17 protein-coding genes are annotated in these 22,882 nt (G+C 72.8%); 11 read left to right on the forward strand and 6 right to left on the reverse strand.

Features of this window, described 5'->3' with window-relative positions; translation table 11 throughout:
- Positions 1-35 precede the first annotated feature (35 nt).
- Both VKA29_RS18515 and VKA29_RS18520 read left to right on the forward strand, forming a co-directional pair.
- The gene (locus tag VKA29_RS18515; protein WP_324786943.1) at positions 36-2,876 is read left to right on the forward strand and encodes a DEAD/DEAH box helicase; all 2,841 of its coding nucleotides are present in this window, start codon (positions 36-38) and stop codon (positions 2,874-2,876) included.
- On the forward strand, positions 2,873-5,290 hold the full coding sequence (locus tag VKA29_RS18520; protein ID WP_324786944.1) for an SWIM zinc finger family protein: 2,418 nt from the start codon (positions 2,873-2,875) through the stop codon (positions 5,288-5,290). Before VKA29_RS18515 ends, VKA29_RS18520 begins: the two co-directional genes overlap by 4 nt.
- Positions 5,291-5,575: 285 nt before the next feature.
- Here the strand turns inward: VKA29_RS18520 and VKA29_RS18525 are convergent, their stop codons facing one another.
- Positions 5,576-7,213, reverse strand: a complete 1,638-nt coding sequence (locus VKA29_RS18525) for an MFS transporter (RefSeq protein ID WP_324786945.1) — start codon at positions 7,211-7,213, stop codon at positions 5,576-5,578.
- A 268-nt stretch (positions 7,214-7,481) separates the two neighbouring features.
- Positions 7,482-8,270, reverse strand: coding sequence for an IclR family transcriptional regulator (locus VKA29_RS18530; protein WP_324786946.1), 789 nt, complete (start codon positions 8,268-8,270; stop codon positions 7,482-7,484).
- Positions 8,271-8,370: 100 nt separating this feature from the next.
- Here VKA29_RS18530 and VKA29_RS18535 point away from each other — a divergent pair, with 100 nt between their 5' ends.
- The 6 genes from VKA29_RS18535 to VKA29_RS18560 all read left to right on the forward strand — a co-directional run bounded on the left by VKA29_RS18535 (position 8,371) and on the right by VKA29_RS18560 (position 14,507).
- A complete protein-coding gene (locus tag VKA29_RS18535) occupies positions 8,371-9,540 on the forward strand; it encodes a cupin domain-containing protein (protein WP_324786947.1) in 1,170 nt (389 codons plus the stop codon).
- Complete coding sequence (locus VKA29_RS18540) at positions 9,537-10,376, forward strand: fumarylacetoacetate hydrolase family protein (RefSeq protein ID WP_324786948.1); 840 nt, start codon at positions 9,537-9,539, stop codon at positions 10,374-10,376. The genes VKA29_RS18535 and VKA29_RS18540 overlap by 4 nt, the downstream gene beginning before the upstream one ends.
- Entirely contained in the window at positions 10,376-11,086 is a 711-nt protein-coding gene (locus tag VKA29_RS18545) for a maleylpyruvate isomerase family mycothiol-dependent enzyme (protein WP_324786949.1), read from the forward strand. The genes VKA29_RS18540 and VKA29_RS18545 overlap by 1 nt, the downstream gene beginning before the upstream one ends.
- A gap of 38 nt (positions 11,087-11,124) precedes the next feature.
- Positions 11,125-12,441: an FAD-dependent oxidoreductase gene (locus tag VKA29_RS18550; protein ID WP_324786950.1), complete on the forward strand. Its 1,317-nt coding sequence runs from the start codon at positions 11,125-11,127 to the stop codon at positions 12,439-12,441.
- 439 nt (positions 12,442-12,880) lie between these two features.
- Positions 12,881-13,885, forward strand: coding sequence for a phosphatase PAP2 family protein (locus tag VKA29_RS18555; RefSeq protein WP_324786951.1), 1,005 nt, complete (start codon positions 12,881-12,883; stop codon positions 13,883-13,885).
- Positions 13,863-14,507, forward strand: a complete 645-nt coding sequence (locus VKA29_RS18560; RefSeq protein WP_324786952.1) for a response regulator transcription factor — start codon at positions 13,863-13,865, stop codon at positions 14,505-14,507. The genes VKA29_RS18555 and VKA29_RS18560 overlap by 23 nt, the downstream gene beginning before the upstream one ends.
- A gap of 168 nt (positions 14,508-14,675) precedes the next feature.
- On the opposite strand, the gene VKA29_RS18565 is transcribed toward VKA29_RS18560, so the two are convergent.
- The 4 genes from VKA29_RS18565 to VKA29_RS18580 all read right to left on the reverse strand — a co-directional run bounded on the left by VKA29_RS18565 (position 14,676) and on the right by VKA29_RS18580 (position 18,532).
- Entirely contained in the window at positions 14,676-15,794 is a 1,119-nt protein-coding gene (locus VKA29_RS18565) for a glycoside hydrolase family 5 protein (protein ID WP_324786953.1), read from the reverse strand.
- Between the two features lie 167 nt (positions 15,795-15,961).
- Positions 15,962-16,303, reverse strand: a complete 342-nt coding sequence (locus VKA29_RS18570; RefSeq protein WP_324786954.1) for a DNA-binding response regulator — start codon at positions 16,301-16,303, stop codon at positions 15,962-15,964.
- A 205-nt stretch (positions 16,304-16,508) separates the two neighbouring features.
- The gene (locus tag VKA29_RS18575; protein WP_324786955.1) at positions 16,509-17,573 is read right to left on the reverse strand and encodes a glycoside hydrolase family 6 protein; all 1,065 of its coding nucleotides are present in this window, start codon (positions 17,571-17,573) and stop codon (positions 16,509-16,511) included.
- 8 nt (positions 17,574-17,581) lie between these two features.
- The gene (locus VKA29_RS18580) at positions 17,582-18,532 is read right to left on the reverse strand and encodes a S8 family serine peptidase (protein WP_324786956.1); all 951 of its coding nucleotides are present in this window, start codon (positions 18,530-18,532) and stop codon (positions 17,582-17,584) included.
- A 566-nt stretch (positions 18,533-19,098) separates the two neighbouring features.
- Between VKA29_RS18580 and VKA29_RS18585 the strand changes: the two genes are divergently transcribed.
- The 3 genes from VKA29_RS18585 to VKA29_RS18595 are packed head-to-tail and all read left to right on the forward strand — an operon-like array spanning position 19,099 to position 22,638.
- A complete protein-coding gene (locus VKA29_RS18585; protein ID WP_324786957.1) occupies positions 19,099-19,596 on the forward strand; it encodes a GtrA family protein in 498 nt (165 codons plus the stop codon).
- A complete protein-coding gene (locus VKA29_RS18590; RefSeq protein WP_324786958.1) occupies positions 19,593-20,885 on the forward strand; it encodes a glycosyltransferase in 1,293 nt (430 codons plus the stop codon). Before VKA29_RS18585 ends, VKA29_RS18590 begins: the two co-directional genes overlap by 4 nt.
- A gap of 16 nt (positions 20,886-20,901) precedes the next feature.
- Positions 20,902-22,638: an ArnT family glycosyltransferase gene (locus tag VKA29_RS18595; RefSeq protein WP_324786959.1), complete on the forward strand. Its 1,737-nt coding sequence runs from the start codon at positions 20,902-20,904 to the stop codon at positions 22,636-22,638.
- Positions 22,639-22,882: the final 244 nt, after the last annotated feature.

Below are 22,882 nucleotides of genomic sequence, written 5' to 3' on the forward strand. Positions count from 1 at the left end.
CTGATCCGACACGACGGGCGGGAGGTGACAGTCGTATGGGCGACACGGCCACGGTGGCCGGGCGCGCCGGGGAGCGGGTGCCGCTCCGGCTGGCGGCCGTCTACCTCCCCGCGCCCCTGCCCCGCGACGGGCGGATCGCCTTCTGGGACCCCGAGGGCGCCCCGCTGCCCGCCGAGGACACCGAGCCGACCGCCGTCACCGAGCTCACCGTCGTACGACAGCACGGCGCGGGCGTACGGCGCCGCACCGCGCCCGCCCTCGCGCTCCCGGTCGGCGAGGCGCTTCCGCTGCTCGCGCGCGCCCGCCGCGACCCGGCCGCCCACCCCGCCACCGCCTGCTGGGGCGCGGCCGCGCTGCACGCCCTGCGGCTGGTCGCCCGGGGCCGCCTGCTGCCCGGCCTGACGTCCGGCGGCCACGACGCCTGGCGGGCCGGCCCCCTCGACCCCGACGACATCGCGCACCTCAGGGCGATCGCCGCGGCCCTGCCGTACGAGGGACACGCCGTCCCGCTGCCCGGATCCGGCCCGCTGCGGCTGCCCGAGCCGGAGGCGCTGATGCGCTCCTTCCTGGACGCCGTCGCCGACACGCTGCCCCGTACCCCCGCCGCGCCGCACGCCTCCGGCCGGCCCTTCGCCGACCGCCGGCCCCAGCACCTGCCCGGCGCCCACGACTGGGCCGCCGAGGTCGCCGCCGGCATGGACGCGGGCGTACGCCTCTCGCTCCGCCTGGACCTGTCGGCGTACGAACTCTTCGACGGCGGCGCGGGCGTGCGCACCGCGGGCGCGGCGATCGTCCAGGTGCACAGCCTCGCCGACCCCACCCTCGTCGCCGACGCGGCCGCGCTGTGGGCGGGCGAGGCGGACGCGGCGTTCGGCCCACGCGCGCGCGTGGACGCGGCCCTCGCCGTGCGGCGGGCGGCCCGCGTCTGGGCCCCGCTCGACCGGCTCTGCGAGCAGGACGTGCCCGACGTCCTCGCCCTGTCCGACGAGGAACTGGGCGACCTGCTCGGCGTGGCGGGCGCCCGGCTCGCGGCCGCCGGGGTCGCCGTGCACTGGCCCCGGGACCTGGCGCGGGACCTCACCGCGGCCGCGGTGGTCCGCCCCGCCCCGGGCTCGGCCACCGACGGCACCGGCTTCTTCGACAGCGAGGAACTGCTCCAGTTCCGTTGGCAGTTGGCGCTCGGCGGCGATCCGCTGAGCGAGGCCGAGATGGACACCCTCGCCGAGGCCCACCGCCCGGTCGTCCGGCTGCGCGACCGCTGGGTGCTCGTCGACCCGGCGCTGGTCCGCAAGGCCCGCAAACGCGAACTGGGCCTGCTGGACCCGGTCGACGCGCTGTCCGCCGCCCTCACCGGCAGCGCCGAGGTCGACGGCGAGACGGTGCGGGCCGTGCCGGTCGGCGCCCTGGCCGCCCTGCGCGACCGCCTCACGGCCGGACTGCGTCCCGCCGAACCGCCGCCGGGCCTGCACGCCACCCTGCGCGACTACCAGCTCAGGGGCCTGGCCTGGCTGGACCTCATGACCTCGCTCGGCCTCGGCGGCTGCCTCGCCGACGACATGGGCCTCGGGAAGACGATCACCGTGATCGCCCTGCACCTCAAGCGGGCCCGCACCGAACCGACCCTGGTGGTCTGCCCGGCCTCCCTGCTCGGCAACTGGCAGCGCGAGATCAGCCGGTTCGCGCCCGGTGTCCCGGTCCGCCGCTTCCACGGCCCCGACCGCACCCTGGAGGACCTGTCCGGCGGTTTCGTCCTCACCACCTACGGCACGATGCGCGGCGCGGCGCCGCTGCTGGCCGGACAGCGGTGGGGCATGGTCGTCGCGGACGAGGCGCAGCACGTCAAGAACCCCTACTCGGCCACCGCGAAGGCGCTGCGCCTGATCCCGTCCACGGCCCGCGTCGCCCTGACCGGCACGCCGGTCGAGAACAACCTGTCCGAGCTGTGGGCACTGCTCGACTGGACGACGCCGGGGCTCCTCGGCCCCCTGAAGTCCTTCCGCGCCCGGCACGCGCGCGCGGTGGAGAACGGCGAGGACGAGGAGGCGGTGGCCCGCCTCTCCCGCCTGGTGCGCCCCTTCCTGCTGCGCCGCAAGAAGTCCGACCCCGGCATCGTGCCCGAACTGCCGCCCAAGACGGAGACGGACCGCCCGGTGCCGCTCACCCGGGAACAGGCCGCCCTGTACGAGGCGGTGGTGCGGGAGTCCCTGCTGGCCATCGAGACCGCCGAGGGCATCGCGCGCCGGGGCCTGGTGCTGAAGCTGCTGGGGGCGCTGAAGCAGATCTGCGACCATCCAGCGCTGTACCTGAAGGAGACGGCGGCGCAGGCGCACGGCGAACGCCTGGTCGCCCGCTCCGGGAAGCTGACCCTCCTCGACGAACTGCTGGACACGCTGCTCGCGGAGGACGGTTCGGCACTGGTCTTCACCCAGTACGTCGGCATGGCCCGCCTGATCATGACGCACCTCGCCTCCCGCGCGGTCCCGGCCGACTTCCTGCACGGCGGCACGCCGGTCGCCGAACGCGAGCGCATGGTGGACCGCTTCCAGAGCGGGGCGACCCCCGTCCTGGTGCTGTCGCTGAAGGCCGCGGGTACCGGCCTCAACCTCACCCGCGCCGGTCACGTCATCCACTTCGACCGCTGGTGGAACCCGGCCGTCGAGGAACAGGCCACCGACCGCGCCTACCGCATCGGACAGACCCAGCCGGTCCAGGTCCACCGCCTGATCACCGAGGGCACGGTCGAGGACCGCATCGCCGAGATGCTTCAGGCCAAGCGCGCCCTGGCCGACGCGATCCTCGGCTCCGGCGAGTCGGCGCTCACGGAACTGACGGACCGTGAGCTGTCCGACCTGGTGTCCCTGCGGAGGCCGTCATGACCCCCGGCCCGGCCGACGAGGCCCGCCGTGCCCTGCGACAGGCGCGGGAGCACCGGGCGGGCGACTCGGACGTGGAGGCCACGCCGGTGGAGGCCGCCGAGGGGGCCGCGGACCGGGCTGCGGGCCGGGTGTCGGTTGCTGCGTCGGTTGCTGCGGCGGTGGCTGAGTCGAGCAGGGGGCCGGGGACGGAGGACGCCGGCGGCCGGTCACCGGGGTCCGGGACGTCCGGACGTGAGCCGCGGCGGCCGGCCGACGCCGCCCGCGCGGCGCTGCGGCAGGCGGTCTCCGCCCGGCGCGGCCTGGCAAGCGCCTCCGCCGGGGGGCTCCCGGAGGCGCCGGCGCCCGACCCGGCGCCGGGTGACGCGGCCGGGGGGACACCGGCACAGGGGGCTCCGGCTCAGGAGACACCGGCGGAGGGGAGTCCGGCGGAGGGGAGTCCGGCGGAGGGGAGTCCGGCGGAGGGGAGTCCGGCGGAGGGTCGCTCCGTCGACTCGCCCGGCTCGGAGGCGGGTTCGCCTGCCGACGGGGGAGCGGGCCGGTCCGGCGGCGGGGCGGCGGACCCGGTGGGTGGCGGGAAGGCGGGCCCGAGCGCCCGGGATGCCGAGCCCGTCCCCGGGGTCCGCCCGAGTCCGCCCGGCGAAGCGGGGACGCGCGGAGCACGTCCCGCCGACATCGCGCGCGAGGCGCTGCGCGCGGCGTTGCGGCAGAGGCGAGCGGACCCCGGACGCACGGACGCCGGACGCACGGACACCGGCCGTCCTGATGACGACCGTACGGACGCGGACGCCGAGCGGCGGAACGCCGACCATGTGGATGCCGACCGCCGGAACTCGGAGCACCGCGGACCGGAGCACCGCGCTCCGGAGCACCGCGCCCTGGAGCACGGTGTCCCCGGGCGCCGGAACGCCGGGCCCGCGCCTGCCCCCGGTCGTCCCTCGGCACGCGCCGCCGGTGGTCGGCGGGCCCGTAGTGTGGGGGAGTTGCTCGCCGGAGCCTTCGGCGTGCCTCGCCAGGACGCGACGACCCGGCCGGAGGACGCCCCCGCCCACAGCGCCCCCGCCCGCAGCGGTCACGGCGACGACGGTCACGGCGGCGGTGAGGTCGGCGCCGTCCCGGCGTCCCCCGCGGTCCCCGCCGTTCCCCGGTCGATGGCCGCCCCCTCCCGCGACGGCGACCTTCGCCGTACCTTCGACGCCTTCCGGCCCCGCTCCTCGGGCGGGGACGCGAGCTTCGCCGAGACCTGGTGGGGCAACGCGTGGGTCACGGCGTTGGAGGAAGGCGCGCTGGACGCCAAGCGGCTGGCGCGGGGCCGGGGGTACGCCGAGCAGGGGCACGTGGACGCCATCACGGTGACCCCCGGCCTCGTACTCGCCTACGTGCAGGGCAGCCGCCCGCGCCCCTACCGCGTACAGGTGCGGTTGCGCACGCTGGACGACGCCGACTGGGACCGGTTCCTGGACGCCGCCGTCGAGCGGCCCGGGCACATCGCCGCGCTGCTGGACAAGGAGTTGCCGCACTCCCTCGCCGACTGCGGAGTACCGCTGCTGCCGGGCCCTGGCGACCTGGAGCCGCACTGCAGCTGCCCCGACCGGGGGCACCCGTGCAAGCACGCCGCGGCCCTGTGCTACCAGACGGCCCGACTGCTCGACGCCGACCCCTTCGTGCTGCTCCTGCTGCGCGGCCGAGGGGAGCGCGAGCTGCTCGAGGCCCTCTCCCGGCTCAGCGCCGCGCGCGCGGCCCGCGCCGCCCGGGACCGGGAACCGGCACCGCTGCCCGGCGTGCGAGCGACCGACGCCGTCGCCCGGCAGCAACTCCCGCCGCTGCCGCCGCCGTTGCCCGTGCCGCAGCATCCCGGGCAGCCGCCGGTCTACCCGGCGGCGCCGGGAGGGCCGGACCCCTTCGCGCTGGACCAGCTGGCGACCGATGCCGCCGCACGCGCGCACGCCGTGCTCGTCACCGGCCACGACCCGGTGGCCGAGCTGACGCTCTGGCAGGACGCGGTCCGGCTCGCCGCCGCCCGCCCCGGCTCGGGACTCACCGCGGCCACCCGCGCGCTGTACTCCTCGCTCGCCACGGCCGCCGGGCGCACCCCGGCGGAGCTGGCGCGCGCCGTGGCCGCTTGGCGGCAGGGCGGTTCGGAGGGGCTGGCCGTCCTGGAGGAACCGTGGGATCCGCCGGCCGGGCGCTTCGACCGGGCCCGCCCGCTGCTCCTCGCCGCCGACCTGCCGGCGTTCCGGCCCTGGCGCAACCGCCTCACGCACCCGCGCGGCCACGTCCAGCTCCGCCTGGGCCGGGACGGGCTGTGGTACGCGTACGAGTCGGAGCCCGGCCACGACGACTGGTGGCCCCGCGGCACCCCCGACCCCGACCCGGTGGGCGCCCTGACGGGCCTCGGCGCGACGGGCGGAGTGTGAGGGCGCCGGCCCCCGCCCCATGCGAAGGCGCCCGGCCCGGCGGGACGCATCGCAGCGTTCGTCCCGCCGGGCCGGAACCGCGATTCCCTGGCCCCTGGACCGGCCCCCGGCCCACCCCACCCTTCCGGCGCCCGGCGCGGGTTCGCCGGAGCCGGGAACGCGCAGGGCACCGGCCGTGGTGGTCGCCGCCCCGACGCCCGCCCCGGCTACCTGCGGCGGCGTACGGAGAGGCTCCGGCCGCACGTCCGGCCGCACGTCCGGCCGCGCGGCCGGACGCCCGGCGGGTCAGCGGGTGAGGGCCGTTTCCTGCCTGCCGTCGCCCTCGGGCGCGGCGGCGGGAATCTCCTCGTGCTCGCCGGAGCGGTGCCTGTGGGTTCCGATCATGCCGAAGGCGGTCAGCAGGGCGGCGATCGCCGCGGCCACCCCGCACACCAGGTACGCGGTGCTGAAGCCGCTGCCCAGGGCTTCGAGGGCCACCCCGTGCGCCGCGGACCCGGGGACGCCGGGCGGCAGGCTGTTCACGGCGATGGGTCCGTCGGCCTCGGCGATCTGACGGGCCGCCGCCTCCTGAGCGGGCGGCAGGTGCGCGCCGGGCAGTTTCGAGGCGAACGCCGACCCGGCGTTGCTCAGGGCGACCGCGCCGACGACCACGGGGCCGAGGGCGAAGCCGAGGTCCCGCAGCATGTTGGTGGTGGCGCTCGCCATGCCCGCCAGGTTCAGGGGCACGCTGTTGAGCGCCACGGCCGTCACCGAGCTGACGGTCAGGGCGAAGCCGATGCCGATCAGCAGGGCGGGCGCGACGAACGCCCCGAGGTCCGGGTCGGTGACATCCAGCCGGGCGCACAGCAGAGAGCCGATCGCCATCAGGGCGAAACCGCTGGTCAGCAGCCAGGACGGGGCGACCCGGTGGAGCAGGCGCGAGACGACCGGGATGAGCAGGAAGGCGGGCCCCTGCAGGAGCAGGAAGGGGACCGCGACCCGGATCGGGTCCTGGTGCTGCACCGGACCCAGCCACATGCTGGTGGCGAAGCAGGCGCCGAGGAAGGCGAGCATGCCGATGACCGCGACGACGGACGACACCGTGAAGGCCCGGTTGCGGAACAGCTTCAGGTCGAAGATCGGCGACTCGGCCCCCAGTTCCACGACGACGAACCCGGCGAGGAAGCAGATGCCGATGGCGAAGGCGAGCAGGACGGGAAGCGTGGTCCAGCCCGACTCGGGTCCCTCGACGGCGCCGAACAGGACCAGGGTGAGACCGATGGCGAAGGCGATCTGACCGGGCACGTCGAGCTTGCGGCCCTCCGGCGCCTTCGACTCGGTGGCCAGCACCAGGGTGAGCACCGTGCTGACCAGGGCGAGCCCGACGAGGACCCAGAAGGAGCCGCGCCACGACCCGATCTTGGCGAACATGCCGCCGAGCAACGGTGAGACGGCCGCGCCCGCGGACAGGAAGCCGCTCCAGACGGCCACCGAGTGCGCCCGTGCGCGCATGGTGCGGGTGACGGCGGTGATCGCGGTGAGCGAGCCGGGGAACATGGCGCCGGCGCCGAGTCCGTTCAGGGCGGCGCCGATCCACAGCACCTGGACGGTGGGGGCGAGCGCGGCCACGCTGCTGCCCGCGGCGACCAGGAGCGTGCCGGCCACGACCAGCCGTCGCCGTCCGAACAGGTCGCCGAGGACGCCGAAGGTGAACTCGAAGCAGACCACGGCGATCATGAAGGCCGCGGTGATCCAGGTGAGCTGGGATCCGTGGGTGTGCAGGTCCTCCTGGAAGAGCCCGTTGAGCGAGGCCGGCAGCGCGTTCGCGACCTGGGCCACGAAGACCGCGCTGCAGGCGGCAGCCAGTGTTCCCGCGTAGCCCGGCGTCCGGGCGGCCCCCGCGGTTGGGCCCTGGGACGTCGGCGTCCCGTTGTTGAGCGTCATTGCTGTTTTTCTCCCTGGCTGGGGAAGGCGGGCGTCCCACAGGGGGAGCCTCGAGCGTGTGGAACGGTTCGGCTCCGCGTGCGTGGTGGGGGGAGGCAGGGCACGACGCGAGTCCGCCCGATGCCGTGGAGAATGACATTCGCTTTACGCCACGTCAATGATTTGTTCGTGATCTAAGCCGAACAACCGTCATGTAAAGAGAGTCTGCTCCGGCGGCCGGTCCGGTGTCCGCTCAGCGGCAGGGCCAGGTCGGCGAGGGGGAGTCGGGTCAGCGGGGTGAAGTGGAGTGCCCGGCCAGGTCCTTCTCCAGGGCGTGCGCCGTGGCGGCCAGGGTCGCGGCCAGGGACTGGAGACGATGGGGGTCGTAGCGCACGCTGGGCATGGACACCGACAGGCCGGCCACCGCGGTGCCGTCCCGGTCGCGCACCGGCACGCCGACGGCGACCAGGCCGCGTTCGGAGCGCTCCTTGTTCACCGCGAACCCGTTGCGGCGCAGGCGCCTCAGCTCGGTGCGCAGCCGGCCGAGGTCCGGGCGGTCGGCCGGACGGTCGCGGTAACGCTCGGGGGCGTAGACCTCCTCCAGTTCCGCGTCGGTCAGGTCGGCGAGCAGGAGCAGGCCCGCCGTCGTACGGTGGGCCGGGAACACCATGCCCTCCCGGGAGCCGACCCGCAGCGCCTGCCGGCACTCGACGCTGGCGATGAACCGGGCCGTGTCCCCGGTGCGCACGGTCAGGTTCGTCGTCTCGTCCAGCAGATCGACGACCCGGTGCAGGTGGGGCAGCGCCGCGGCGCGCAGCCGGGACACCAGCGACTGGCTGTGCGCGGCCAGTTCCAGCACCGGCCCCGCCCGGTAGACACGGTCCTCGTCCTGCACGGCGAAGTCCCGGTAGACGAGCATCGCCAGCACCCGGTGGGCCGTCGACCGGGCCACGCCCAGCCGCTCGGCGATCTGCGACACCGTCGCGCCGCCCTCCATCTGCAGGATGGTCGCCGCCCGCAGCGCGTGGTCCACGCTGGCGATGGGATACGGCGGCGGCGTCTTGAGCGGCTTGTCCATCGCCGGTCCTCCAGGTCGCCGGGCCTGCCGGTTCCCCGGCTGAATTCTGCTCTCCAGAATCTATCCGTTCTCCTGGAGGACGCGATGCACGCTGCGGAGTGTGACTCAGTCCTCCATCGCCCAAGACAACGCAACGGGTTCCCCGGTCCGGCTCCAGGCCGTCACCGCCGAGGGGCAGCCCGAGGTCACCCCGGCGCTCGAAGAGCTGTACCGGGGCTTCGAGAGCGAGTTGCTCGTACCGCTGTGGACCGAGATCGGCGACCTCATGCCGGCCCACCCGCGTTCCCGTGCCGTGCCGCACCTGTGGCGCTGGCAGCGGCTGCGCGAACTGGCCGCCCGGGCCGGCGACCTGGTCCCCGTCGGCCGCGGCGGCGAGCGACGGGCCATCGCGCTGGCCAACCCCTCCCTCGGCGGCAGGCCCTTCGCCACCCCGACGCTGTGGGCGGCGATCCAGTACCTGATGCCCGGCGAGGACGCCCCCGAGCACCGCCACACCCAGCACGCCTTCCGCTTCGTCGTCGAGGGCGAGGGCGTGTGGACGGTCGTCGGGCGCGACCCGGTCGCCATGCGGCGCGGCGACTTCCTCCCCCAGGCGGGCTGGAACTGGCACGCCCACCACAACGCCACCACCGAGCCGATGGCCTGGATCGACGGACTGGACATCCCCTTCCAGTACGCCACCGAGACCCAGTTCTTCGAGTTCGGCCGGGACGAGATCACCGACGCGGAACGGATCACCCCCGAGCGTTCCCGCTCCGAGCGCCTGTGGGGCCATCCCGGACTGCGCCCGCTCTCCGCCGGCGCCACCGCCCCCGGCTCGCCGCTGCTGGCCTACCGCTGGGAGCACACCGACCGTGCCCTGGCCGACCAGCTCGCCCTGGAGGCCGAGGGCCACGCCGGCACCGTCGAGCCCGGCCACGCCGCCGTCCGCTTCACCGACCCGGCCACCGGAGCCGATGTGCTGCCCACGATCCGCGCCGAGATGCACCGGATCGCCCGCGGCACCGAGACCGCGCCGGTGCGCGGGACCGGCTCGTCGGTCTACCAGGTCTTCGACGGCTCCGGCACCGTCACCGTCGGCGACACCTCCTGGTCGGTCACCCGCGGCGACCTGTTCGTCGTGCCGTCCTGGCAGCCGCTCTCCGTGCGCTCCGAGGCCGGCGCCACCGACTCCGACTCCGGCGCCCTGGACCTGTTCCGGTTCAGCGACGCCCCGATCTTCGAGGCCCTCCGGCTCGACCGCACCCACGTGGAAGGAACCACCCGATGAAGCTCGCCACCCTCCGCACCGGCGGCACCACCCGGGCCGTCCGGCTCGACGGCGACACCCTGGTCGACCTCGGCGTCCCCGACCTGGGCGCCCTGCTCGCCCAGGAAGGCTGGGCCGAGCGCGCCGCCACGGCGACCGGTGAGACGTACGACGTGGCCGGCGCCGACTTCGCGCCGCTGGTCCCGCGGCCGTCCAAGGTGGTCTGCGTCGGCCTGAACTACCGCAACCACATCCAGGAGATGGGCCGCGACCTGCCCGAACACCCCACCCTCTTCGCCAAGTTCGCCGACTCGCTGATCGGCGCGGGCGACGACATCGTGCGCCCCGAGGAGACCGGGCAGTTCGACTGGGAGGTCGAACTCGCCGTCGTCGTCGGAGCGCCGGTGCGCCGGGCCCGGGGCGAGCAGGCCGAGCGCGCCATCGCGGGCTTCACCGTGCTGAACGACATCACCTGCCGCGACTGGCAGTTCCGCACCCGCGAGTGGCTCCAGGGCAAGGTGTGGGACTCCACCACGCCCGTCGGCCCCTACCTCGTCACCCCCGACGAGCTGCCGGGCGGAGTCCGCCCGTCGCTGGACGTGCGCCTGCTCGTCGACGGCGAGGTCATGCAGTCCGACACCACCGGCGACCTGCTCTTCGACCCGGTCGACCTGGTCGAGTACGTCTCCACCGTCGTCCGCCTCAACCCCGGCGACATCATCGCCACCGGCACCCCCGGCGGCGTCGGCCACGCCCGCAGGCCCGAGCGCTACCTCCTCGGCGGCGAGACGGTCGTCGCCGAGATCGACGGCATCGGCCGCCTGGAGAACCGGGTCGTCAAGGAGAACGCCTCCTGATGCCCCGGACCTTCGACGACGCCCGCCGCTGGGCCCGGCTCGGCACCGAGCTGGTGATCAAGGCCGCCGCCGGACTGGACGACGACGCCTTCGCCGCGCCGAGCGCCCTGCCCGGCTGGAGCCGGGCGCACGTGGCGGCGCACGTCGCCGCCAACGCCGAGGCGCTGTCCAACCTGGTGCACTGGGCCGCCACCGGCGAACCCACACCGATGTACGCCTCGCCCGAGGAACGCGCCGCCGGCATCGAACGGGGCCGCGCCCTGCCGGCCGCCGAGCTGGCCGCGTGGCTGCACGACTCCGCGGACGCGCTGGAGAAGGGGATGGCGGCCCTCGACGCGGAGCGGTGGCGCGCGCCGGTCGTCACCGCGCAGGGCCGGACCGTGCCGGCCACCGAGGTGCCCTGGCTGCGCTCCCGCGAGGTGTGCGTGCACGCCGTCGACCTGGCGACCGGCGTGACGTTCGCCGACCTGCCCGACGACTTCCTCACCGCCCTGTGCGACGACGTCGTCACCAAGCGCGCCGCGGCCCCCGGCCCGGCCGTGGCCCTGCGTGCCCCGGCCGCCGGAGCCGGGTGGGACCTGCCGGGCGCCGGCGAAGCCGTCCCGGTCACGGGGGAGCTGCACGCCATCGCGGCCTACCTGACCGGGCGGGACGCCGGCCCGCTCACCGCAGACAGGACGCCCGCCCCCGCGCTGGGCGCCTGGCTCTGACCCGGGGCCCGCCCGCCCCGCGACCGAAGGAACAGATCATGAAACCCCCATCCACCCCCGCCGGGCGGCCCGACGTCCTCGTGGTCGGCGGCGGCATCGGCGGCCTCAGCTCCGCCTTCGCCCTGGCCCGCCAGGGACTGCGCGTGCGCGTCCTCGAACGGGCCCCGCGGTTCGGCGAGGTGGGCGCCGGCCTGCAGATCGGCCCCAACTGCACCCGCATCCTCGACCGGTACGGCCTGCTCGACGAGGCCGAGGAACTCGGCGTCGTACCCGAGAACATGGTCATGCGCGACGCGCTCGACGCCAGCGAACTGACCCGGCTCGACCTGCGCGACCTCGAACGCCGCTACGGCTTCCCGTACATGGTCATCCACCGCAGCGACCTGCACGGCATCTTCCTGCGCGCCTGCGAGCGCACCGGCGTCGAGCTGCTGACCGACCGGACGGTCATCGGCTACGAGAACACCGGGGACGGCGCCCGGGTCCTCCTCGACGACGGCCGCGTCGAGGCCGCCGAACTGGTCATCGCGGCCGACGGACTGCACTCCGTGGCCCGCCGCCTGCTGGTCGGCGACGACGTGGTCAGCTCCGACTACGTCGCCTACCGCGCCGCCGTCCCGATCGAGCAGGTCCGCGACAACGGCGTCGCCGAGAAGGACGTCACCGTCTACGTCGGCCCCCGCTGCCACTTCGTCCAGTACGCCCTGCGCGGCGGCGACATGTTCAACCAGGTCGCCGTGTTCGAGTCGCCGAAGGCCCTGGCCGGCCAGGACGACTGGGGCACGCCCGACGAGCTGGACGCGGCCTTCGAGGCCACCTGCGACACCGTGCGCAAGGGCATTCCGCTGATGTGGCGGGACCGCTGGTGGCGGATGTTCGACCGCGACCCCATCGAGACCTGGGTGCACGGGCGCATCGCCCTGCTCGGCGACGCCGCCCACCCGCCGCTGCAGTACATGGCGCAGGGCGCCATCATGGCGATCGAGGACGGCTGGGTGCTGGCCGAGCACTACGCCCGGTCGGCCGCGGACGCCGGATCGGGCACCCGGCCCGACTGGGACGCCGCGCTGGTGGCGTACGAGGCGGTCCGGGTGGAGCACTGCCGCCGGGTGCAGAGCACGGGCCGGGTCTGGGGCGAGCTGTGGCACCTCGACGGCACGCGGCGCCTCCAGCGCAACGCGCTCATGCGGGCGCGGGACACCTACGACTACTCCTTCACCGACTGGGTCTACGGCCCGACCGCGCTGACACCGGACGAGGAGCCCCCCATGTTCACGCCGATCCCGCTGTCCTCGGCGGTCGTCGACGAACCGGAGGGCGCACCGCTGACGGCGACGGGGAGCGGCGCGTCCTGAGCGACGCCCCCGCCCGCCCGGCCGCGCGCATCCTTTGCCCGCCCGGCCGCGCGCCTCTCCCGCCCCGGCCGCGCGCCTCTCCAGCCCCGGCCGGCCACGCCCCCCGCGTGGCCGGCCGGGGCTGGGCCGCCGGGTGGCGCTTCGGCGCGGGCGGCCGTGCGGTCGCCGTGTGGTCGCCGTCGACCCCCGAGGATATATTTGGCAAAACGGGAATTCCCGGTATGCGTGGCTGAATTCCCTGTATGTGCCGTTGCATCGCGCCGCATCCGGATTCCCGGCCGCACGGCCGGACTTCCCGAGGGGCTGGGAGTGCGATATGGGCATGATGCCCCTTCCCCCGAGACGGGGTCTGTTCGTCCCAGGAGTGCGTGGCGCCCTTCCGCCGTCCCGTTCCGCTCGGCGTGAACGCCGACGGAGGCCGGGGGGCGGCGGGCGCACGGTGGCCCTCTTCGCGCTGACGGCCACGACGTACGCGGCCCTCTTAGCGGCGGTGCTCACCCGGTCGCCCCTGCTGGAGCTCGACTGGCGGGTGGCCATGTGGCGGCCGTACCGGCAATGGCCGCGGCCGGCCGGGCTGCTGGGCGTCCTCGTCGTCGCGGGGCAGCGGGGTCCGACGGCGACCGTGGCGGCGGCGTGGCTGGGGTGGCGTTTCCGGCGCAGCCGGGACCCACGCCCGCTGCTGGTCCTGCTGGCGGCGCTGGTGCTGCTCAACGTGAGCGTCGGCGCGGTCAAACTCGGTACCGGGCGCGTGGGGCCCGACTACGCGCACGCCTTCGGATCCCCCGAGTTCTTCCGGGGCGGCGACATGTTCCCGTCCGGACACACGGCCAACAGCGTCGTCGTGTGGGGGACGCTGGCCTATCTCGCCCCGCGTCGCCGCGGAGCGGCGGGGGTGCTGGCCGCGCTGGCCGCGCTGGCGGTCGGGCTGACCACCGTCTACCAGGGTTATCACTGGTTCAGCGACGCCCTGGGCGGCTGGATCGCCGGTGCGCTGGTACTGCTGGCGCTGCCGCGCTGCGAGCGCTTCGCCGAGCGTCTGACCGTATGGGCCGGCGGGCTCCGGGAGCGGTCGCGGACCGCTCCCGTGCCGTGGCCGGCCCCCGTGGTGACCGTGGCCGACGGGGCGCCGAGGCCCTGCGTGCGCGGAGCGCGGTGCCGGACCGCGCCGTCTCCCGTGGGTGCGGCGCTCGCCTCGCATCCCCGGGTGTGGAATGAGCGCGGGCCGCCGCGGGTTCCCGGTATGTCCTTAAAAATCCATTCATGTTCCCTGTTGTTCGGGAATTGGAGGGAACCCAGGGACGATGCCGGCCGTGTCGGCCGCGGGCGCGTACCGCGCAGCAGTCGTGGTGGCGCCGCGAGCCGGTGCTCGACAACGGAGATCATCAGTGGCAGTGCATGTTCTGATCGCGGAGGACCATGCGGTGGTCCGACAGGGCTTGCGTGACTTCCTGAGCCTTGACGGTGACATCGCGGTGGCCGGTGAGACGACCAATGGCCGGGAGGCTGTTCGCCTGGCCCGGGAGCTGAGCCCGGACGTGGTGCTGATGGACCTGATGCTGCCCGTCATGGACGGCATCGAGGCCACGGAGCAGATCCGTGAGGAACTGCCCGAGGTCAGGGTCGTGGCGCTGACGAGCGCGCTCGACGGGGGCATCGTGATGGCGGCGGTGCGGGCGGGCGCGACGGGTTTCCTGCTGAAGAACGCGGAGGCCGACGAACTGCGGCACGCGGTGAAGGCCGCGGCGGCGGGCAAGACGTACGTCTCCAGCGCGGCGGTCGCCCGCCTGGTGGACCAGGTCAACGGCGCGGGCGGGCCGGAGCGTCTCACCGAGCGCGAGTCCGAGGTACTGGTCATGCTGGCCCGAGGCAAGGCGAACAAGGAGATCGCGCGCGAGCTGGGCATAGGGCAGCAGACCGTGAAGACGTACGTCAGCCACATCTTCGACAAGCTCGGTGTGCACAGCCGGACCCAGGCGGTCGCCCACGCCCTGCGGCTGGGGCTGGTGCCGTCCGGTGAACTCGCCCAAGGTCTCGTCGCGGTGGACGACTACCCGTGGTCGGCGTGACGGAGGCGCTCAGCCGCATCGCCCCGGTCGTCGCCGCCCGGGCGGCGACGCCGCGGAAGCGGGCGGGTACGGCTGAGAGGCCACGGGCACGAATGCCCGCGGCCTCTCACGCTCACCGGTCACCCGGCCGGGTGCGGTGGATCACCGCTGTGCGGGGGATCGCCGCAATCAGCGCTGCGAGGAATCCGCCGTCTTCTTCGCCTCCGGCAGCCGCTCCTGGTAGACGGAGAGCAGATCCTTCTTGCCCTGGTCCAGCGTCTTCCAGTCGTTCTGGAGAACGCCGCCGGTGTCACCCGAGTCGGGGTTCCAGCACCAGTAGGTGTAGCTCATGCCGTTCTTCTTCAGGTACTGCATCAGGCTCTGCTGCCAGACGGCCTCGGTGCTCTTGCCGGCGCTCTTCCGGCCGCCGAACTCGCCGAGCAGCACGGGAGCGATGTTCTCCTTCTTGACGAAGCCCCAGTGCTTGTCCCAGAAGGCGGGCATGTTGTTCGGGAAGTCCTTGTCCATGAACCAGTTCTGGTTGTAGACGCCCGGCCCGTAGTCGTGCGCGGAGTACACGACCTTGTCGGCTTCCTTGAGCTTGACCGGGTGGTCCTTGACGCCCCGCAGCTCGCCGCCCCACCAGGTGGTCTCGTTCTTGTAGTTGTCGTTGCCCTCGACGAAGATCAGCCAGTCGGGGTTGACCGAGTGGATGGTGTTGCCGGCCTTCTCGGAGGCCATCTTCCAGTCGGTCTTGGGGTTGCCGTCACCCCAGGTGGCCTGGCCGCGCGGCTCGTTGTGCAGGTCCGCGCCGATGACCTTGTCGTTGTTCTTGTAGCGCTCGGCGAGCATCTTCCAGTCGGACAGCCACTTGCTCTCCGGGACCTTCTCGGTGTACCAGAGCTCGCTCTGACCGTACTGGTCCGGGCGGTGCTGGTCGAGGATGACCATCATCCCGTGCTTGGTGGCCGAGTCGACGACCTTGTCCATGATCTGCAGGCCGTTGAGGCCCTTGAGCTCGGGGTTCTGCTTGAAGTCGATGCCGTTGGGCTTGCTCTTGGCGTCGAACAGCTCGTTGGAGTACGGCAGCCGGAGGGTGTTGAACCCGGTGTCGACCATCTGCTCGACCATGGAGTCGAGGTTGCGGGTCCACAGTCCGTGCGGCGCGAAGGTGCCGGTCTCCAGGCCGAACCAGTTGACGCCGGTCAGCACCACCTTCTTGCCGTTGGCGTCGACGATGTCGCCGCCCTTGGTGTGCAGCGCGCCCTGCACCCCGGAAACGGTGTCCTTCTTGGTGGAGCCGCTCACGCCGTCCACTGTAAACGCGGTGACGGTTCCGCCGATCGCGGCGGCCGTGACAGCCGCTGCCGTGACACTCAGCACCAGCCGCCGCCGACCACGACTCGGCTTCTTCTCAGCGGCCGCGGATTCGGGCATGGGATTGGTCGAGTCGTTGTTCTTTCCCAGGGGGGAATTCATGAGGTAAGACTCCTGAGGAATTCGGTTACGTCGGACTTGAGGATGCCGATGCCGGCTGTTTTTGCCGACGGCTCCGGGCACTCTTCACACGGCTCGGTGGCGGTCGAGATAAAGACCAGAAATGCCGTGGGAAGGAGTTCGCCGAGTCGTTGGGCCTGCCGGTCCGGCGTGTCCGCGTCGATCAGGACCACGTCCGGCATTAGCTCACTGACCAGTGGCATTGCCTCGGCGATGGTGGTGAAGGCCCCCGCGAGTTCACATCCGGACTCGTCCTCTACGAGATCGGAAAGGGCCGCCCGTACCTGCGGATGAGGCTCCACGACGAGAACTCTTTTCATGGGCGGTGGGCTCCTTCGGACTTCTTACTGCGTTGCCCACGACACTAGGAAAAGAGTTCTGGTCAAATCTTCCTGCGACCGGTCGAATTCCATGCACACTAAACGGCCGAATTCGGGCTACCTCAATTGAAGTAGCCCGAATTCGGCCGTTTGGTTACTTATATGGGTTGTGTGTGAAAGGTAATGATGTGAGGCTTATGTCCGATCAGCGGGCGAGCCGGTAGGCGTACCGCGCGTCGAAGGTCCCCGCGGCCGCCGCGCACCCGTCGGCCTGTCCCGGCGGCTTCACCCACAGGTAGGCGTCGACGCCGCGCACGCCGGTGTCGGTCGTCGGGGCCCGTCCCAGGCGCCGGCCCGCCGGATCGCAGGCGTGGTGGCCCCGGGCCGGACCGGCGCCGTTGCGGCTGGTGTCGATCACCATGGTCAGGCGGGTGCTCTCCAGTTCCCGGAGCACCGAGCGGCCGTAGCGGATCTCGTCACGGGTCCGGTTGAAGTTGGACACGTTCAGCGCGATGCCGTCCGCGTAGCGGGTGGCACCGGCGCGCCGGAGCCGGTCGGCCATGGTCCGGGCGGGCTGCCAGCCGGAGTTGCCCGCGTCGTAGTAGACCTTGGAGCCCGGGGCGTCGCGGCGGAGCACCTGGCCCGCGTAGAACAGGGACGCGAAGCGGATCTTCCGCTCCCGGGCGTTGAGGCAGTCGGCGAGCGCGAGGGCGTCCGGTTCGAGGACCACCAGCGCGCGCGTCGAACCGATCCCGCGGGCGAAGCCCCTGATCCAGTCACGGTAGGAGGCCAGATCGCCGGTGCCGCCGCTGCTGTGCCCGGAGCAGTCGCGGCGGTGCGCGGCGTAGGCGACCAGGACCGGCAGCTCGCGCCGGGCCCGGGCCGCGTCGACCACGGCGCGCACCTGGTCCTCCACCTGCGACGGATCCGCGTCGGTGAACCAGGACCCCTGGGGCCGGGAGGCGATGCGCTTGCGGATGACCGCCGCCCGGGGGTCGTCGGCGTGATCGCGCACCCAGCCCGCGGCCGGCGTGTCCGGGGCGGTGTAGAGGCGGCCCGTGGCGGGCAGACGCGGCTCCGGCAGGGCGCGGGGCGGGGCGGCACCGGTGCCCGGGGCCGGGAGGAACGGGGCGGCCGTTGCCACGGCGACCACCACGAGCAGGCCGAAAGAGGCCAGCAGAGCCGTCAGCCGCACCCGCAGCGGACGGGGAAGCGCGCGCCCCGGGGCCGGTGTTTCGGGGCACGCGCGCTCGGGGGCGGGCTCGCTCAACCGGGTCGTCATTCGTCGTCCGACGCGGTGACGCTGCGGCGGATCAGGAACCAGGCGGCGACGGCCAGGACGAGCGTCGTCGCGGCCACGGCCAGCACGACCAGGATCGGCCCGGTGTCGGAGGCGTGACGGACGCCGATGTCCGCCGCCCGGGCGTTCGCCGGCGCGGCCGCGTCGGAGCCGGACGGGGCGGCACGCTGGGACAGCGCCACGGCGGGGGCCACGGCCCCCCAGCCGTACCGCGCGTTCCAGTCCGCCTTGCCCCGCTCGGTGGCCGTCTCGGTCAGTGACCGGGTGACCTGCTCGACGGTCCACTTCGGGTGGTCGGAGCGCAGCAGTGCCGCCGAGCCCGCCACCCAGGCCGCCGCGAACCCGGTGCCGGTGCCGGTCCAGTAGTCGTGGCCGCCGGCGGTGGTGAGGATGTCGACACCGGGCGCGGCCAGGTCCACGTCCTTGCCGCGGTGCGAGTTCGGCCAGACCGTGCCCTTCTTGTCGACGGCCGTGACCGACAGGACCTCCGGATAGGCGGCCGGGTAGGTCACCGCGTTCCCCGTCCCGCCCGTGTCGCCCGCACCGGCCACGACCAGGGCATCCCGGTCGGCCGCGAACTTGACGGCCGTCCTCAGGTCGTCGCTCGGGCGGCGGAAGCCGACGGTGACGTCGATGACCTCGGCCCCCTGCCGCGCGGCGTCCATGATCGCCCTGGCGGTCGCGGCGGTCAGGGCCGTGTTGTCGCGGTAGACCCGGAAGGGGAGTATGCGCGCCTCCGGAGCGAGCCCGACCAGGCCGTCGCCGCCGTAGTTGCGGCCGGTTCCGGCGATCACGCCCGCCGCGTGGGTGCCCTGTACCGGGGCGGAGGCCTCGTCGTGCGTGGCGTTGACGTCCTTGCTCCTGACCACGCGGCCCCGCAGGTCGGGATGGGAGGCGTCGACGCCGGTGCCGATCACCGCTACGGTCACGCCCTCCCCCTTGGAGGTCTCCCAGGCCCGGTCGGCCTTGAGGGCGTGCAATGCCCATTCGGAATCGCGTAGCCCTCCGGAGCCCGCCGGAGCGGCTGTGCCCGAGAGCCCGACGGCCAGAGCCGCCGCCGCGACGGCTGCTCCGGCGCGCGCGGCTAGCCTGGAACGTGACGTGTAAGGACCGGCCATGTGAGGCACCTACCTCCGCTGCTGGGCCATGGGCCGGGCCGCCGAGTCCGGTCCGGCGGCCCGGTGGCCCCGTCCCCGCCGCTCCCACCGGGAGGGCCGGGCCGGGACATCCCTGCGCGGTCCACTTTCCGCAGGGGGAGAAGGGCGTTGCACCCGCCAACGGGTGAGGAGCCGCTCCCCCCTTCGGGTGAGGGAAGGGGCTCCCCCCTCTTCGGGGAGTCAGTGGTGGGTCCCCCGAACGGGGGAGCGGCGCCTCCCCAGAACGGGGCCATGGCGCTCACCCGTTTATGTGATGTCCGCGCCTCCTCCTGAGCGCACGCTGGTGTGTGATGTCCCGCCGTGCGGAGTCGGGGCGTCTCCCGCTTGGAGGAGCCGATATGCGCTGTTTCCGAACGGTGCCTGTGCACACCGACGAACCACGAGCGGAGGACGAACTGTCCCCGAGAACCGCCGCGTCCACCGCCTGGGGAGCTCGGGCCCGAGCGCTGCTGCAGAGTCGGCTGCTCCGGTTCGCGGTGGTCGGCGGTGTGGGCACGGTCGTGAACACGGCGGTGCTGTACCTCCTGCACGGCCCGCTGGGGCTGCCGCTCCTCGCGGCCTCGGCCGTCGCCGTCGAGGTCGCCGTGGTGAACAACTACCTGCTCAACGACTGGTGGACCTTCGCCGCGCGGGCACCGTCGCTCAAGCGGTTCGGCAAGTTCAACGTGTCCATGCTCACCGGGCTCGGGGTCAACGTGCTCGTGCTGTGGATCCTGGTGCACGGCGGAGTCCCCCTCGTGCCGGCGAACGTGCTCGCCGTCGGCGCCGCCTTCGCCGTCAACTACGCCTCCAGCGCCCTGTGGGTGTGGGACGGGACCGGGGGGAGCATCCGATGACCTCCGTCCTGTACACCGTGCTGGTCACGGTCTCGGTCCTGCTCACGGCGCAGTCGGCCCACGTGCTGTACCTGATGCTCTACACCTGGGACCAGAAGGACGCCGAGGACAGGGCCAGGGCGCCGGAGGAGTTCCTGCCGCCCCGGCTGTCCTTCAGCGTGCTGCTGCCGGCCCGGCACGAAGAGGACGTCATCCAGACCACCATCGAGCGGGTGGTGCGTGCCGACTATCCGGCCGAACTGCTGGAGGTCTTCGTGATCTGCTCGGCGGACGACACCGGCACGATCGGCATGGCGGAGGAGAAGATCGCCGAGCTCGGCCGGCAGGGGGTGCACAACGTCGGGGTCGTCGTCTTCGACGACCAGCCCGTCAACAAGCCTCACGGCCTCAACGCGGCCCTGCCGCAGACGCGTCACGACGTGGTGACCATCTTCGACGCCGAGGACGACATCCACCCCGCGATCTTCAACCTGGTCAACACGGTGATGCTCCAGGACCGGGTCAGGGTCGTCCAGGCCGGCGTGCAGCTGATGAACTACCAGTCCACCTGGTACTCCTCCCTGAACGTCCTGGAGTACTTCTTCTGGTTCAAGAGCCGGCTGCACTACCACGCCCTCGAGGGAGCCATCCCGCTCGGCGGCAACACGGTGTTCTTCGCACGCGAGTTGCTGGTGCGCCTGGGCGGCTGGGACGACCGCAACCTCACCGAGGACGCGGACCTGGGGCTGCGGGTGTCCGTCGCGGGGGAGCGCGTACGCGTGGTCTACGACGACCGCTACGTCACCAAGGAGGAGACCCCGCCGACGCTCGGTCACTTCGTCCGGCAGCGCACCCGGTGGAGCCAGGGGTTCATGCAGACCCTGCGCAAGGGGACCTGGAAGCAGATGCCCACCCGCAAACAGCGCTGGCTCGCCTTCTACGTACTGGCGTTCCCGCACGGACAGGCGCTGCTGGGCGTGTACCTGCTGGTCTCGCTCGGCATGATGTTCTTCCTGAAGGTCCCGGTGCTGGTGGCGCTCGTCTCCTGGCTGCCCGTGCTGATGCTGTTGGCGCACTTCGTGACGCAGGCCGTCGGCCTGTACGAGTTCACCGACGCCCACGGGCTGCGGGGGTCGCCGATGGCCGTCCTGAAGATGGCCGCCGCCTGGTACCCGTACCAGCTCGTCCTCGCCTACGCGGCGATCCGCGCCATGCGTCGTCAGATGGCCGGCCGCAGCGACTGGGAGAAGACGCAGCACGTAGGCGCCCACCGGACCGAGCCACCGGAGGCGGACTCCCATGTCGCGTGAGTCGGGACGGGGTTCGATGAGGCCCCGGCTGGTCGTGGTCCCCGACAAGGGACGCGCATCCAGCGAACAGACGACCGAACAGACGACCGGACAGACGACCGGACAGACGACCGGACAGACGACCGGACAGGCCGCCGGACAGGCCCCGGCGCCGCGGCGGCGCGCCGAGCCGCCGGTCGTCACGCCGGGCCGGTTCCCCCCGCTGGGGCCCGGCGGGAAGATCGCGCTGGGCGCCGCCGTGCTCACGGGCCTCGTCACGCACGGCTGGCACCTGTTCGAGTATCCGCTGTACCTCACCGACGAGGGCATCTACATGCAGCGGGCGTGGTCGCTGGTGCGGCAGACCAGCCTGTCGCCGTACACCTACGACTACGACCACGCGCCCGGCGGCTGGATCCAGCTCGCCGGCTGGGCCTTCCCGCTGCCCAACCAGTTCGAGACGTTCGGCAACGCGATCAACACCGGCCGGGTCCTGATGCTGCTGGTCCACCTCGCCGGAGTCGTGCTGCTCTTCGAGATCGTCCGGCGGCTGTCCGGGAGCCTCCTGGCCTCCTCGGTGACCGCGTTCCTCTACAACGTCTCGCCGATCGCCGTCTACTACCAGCGGCAGGTCCTGCTGGACAACCTCATGATGTTCTGGGTGCTGCTGAGCCTGTTCCTGCTGCTCGGCCGTGACATGAGGATCCGCCACGCGCTGGGCGCCGGGACCGCGCTGGGGATGGCACTGATCACCAAGGAGAACGCGATCTTCTTCGTGCCCACCCTGGTGTACCTGCTGCACCGCAGGGTGACGGGTTCCACGCAGCGGCGGTTCGCCAAGTCGTTGTGGCCGTTCGCGATGGCGGTCCCGGTCAGCGGCTACGTCCTGTACGCCGTGCTGAAGAACGAGCTCCTGCCCAGCGGCTTCGACTTCGACCTGAACAACCCGCCGGCCGACCACGTGTCCCTGCTCTACACCCTGTGGTGGCAGCTCAACCGCAACCAGGGTTCCCTGCTCGGCCAGGGCAGCTTCCTGTACAACAGCTGGATCCCCCGGGACGGGCTCTTCCTGCTCCTCGGCCTGCTCTCCATGCTGGCCGCGCTCTACTGGGGCTTCCGGGACCGGCAGCGGAACCTCGGTTTCCTGGTGATCGGCACGCTCGCCCTCGCCTACACCTTCTACCTGGTGCGCGGCAGCGTGCTGCTGGACTTCTACATCGTCCCCCTGATCCCGCTGTTCTCGGCGTCCGTCGGCATGGTGACGGACCGGCTGCTGCGTCGCTTCCGTCCGGCGGTGCGGGTGGCACTGCCCGCCCTGGCCTGCGCCGTACTGCTGATCGCCCCGGTCACCAACTACCTGCTGACGATCAACACCGAGGGACGGGTGGCGATCGCGGACCAGTACCAGCCGAAGCTGAACCTGACACGGATGCAGGAGCAGCAGGTCGCCTGGATACGCAAGCACGTGCCGGCGGACGCGCGGATCATCATGGACGACGACCTGTGGAGCGAACTCCACGACGTCGCTCCCTTCTATCCGTACGCGCATTCCCACTGGAACGCCTCGTCCGACCCCGCTGTGCGCGACAAGCTCTTCGCCAAGAAGTGGCAGAACATCGACTACATCGTCATGTCCAACAAGATGCGGCAGTCCATGGTGGGCAACAACGGCGACGGCCGCGAGAACTGGATCCTGACCGCCCTGAAGAACTCCAAGCAGGTCTGGCAGGCCGGTCAGGGCGACATCAAGCTGCAAATCTACCGGGTCGGTTAGTCCCGGGCCGAGGAGGTGAACGTCATGCCCGACAACTTCCAGCAGAGGGAAACGGGAATACCGGAGGGCTCCGATGGAACCGAACAGGTCCCACTCGGAGGAGCCGGATGGCCTGCGGACCCGCACGGATCCGGCGGGTCCGGTGGATCGGCATGGCCCGACTGGTCCCCGGGGCCGGAGGAAGGACCTGGCGGGTCCGGTGGATCCCGAGGGACCGGACGGTCCGCGGGGCCGGATGGACCTG

The organism is Streptomyces sp. H51, assembly GCF_035656535.1.
Taxonomy (GTDB): domain Bacteria; phylum Actinomycetota; class Actinomycetes; order Streptomycetales; family Streptomycetaceae; genus Streptomyces.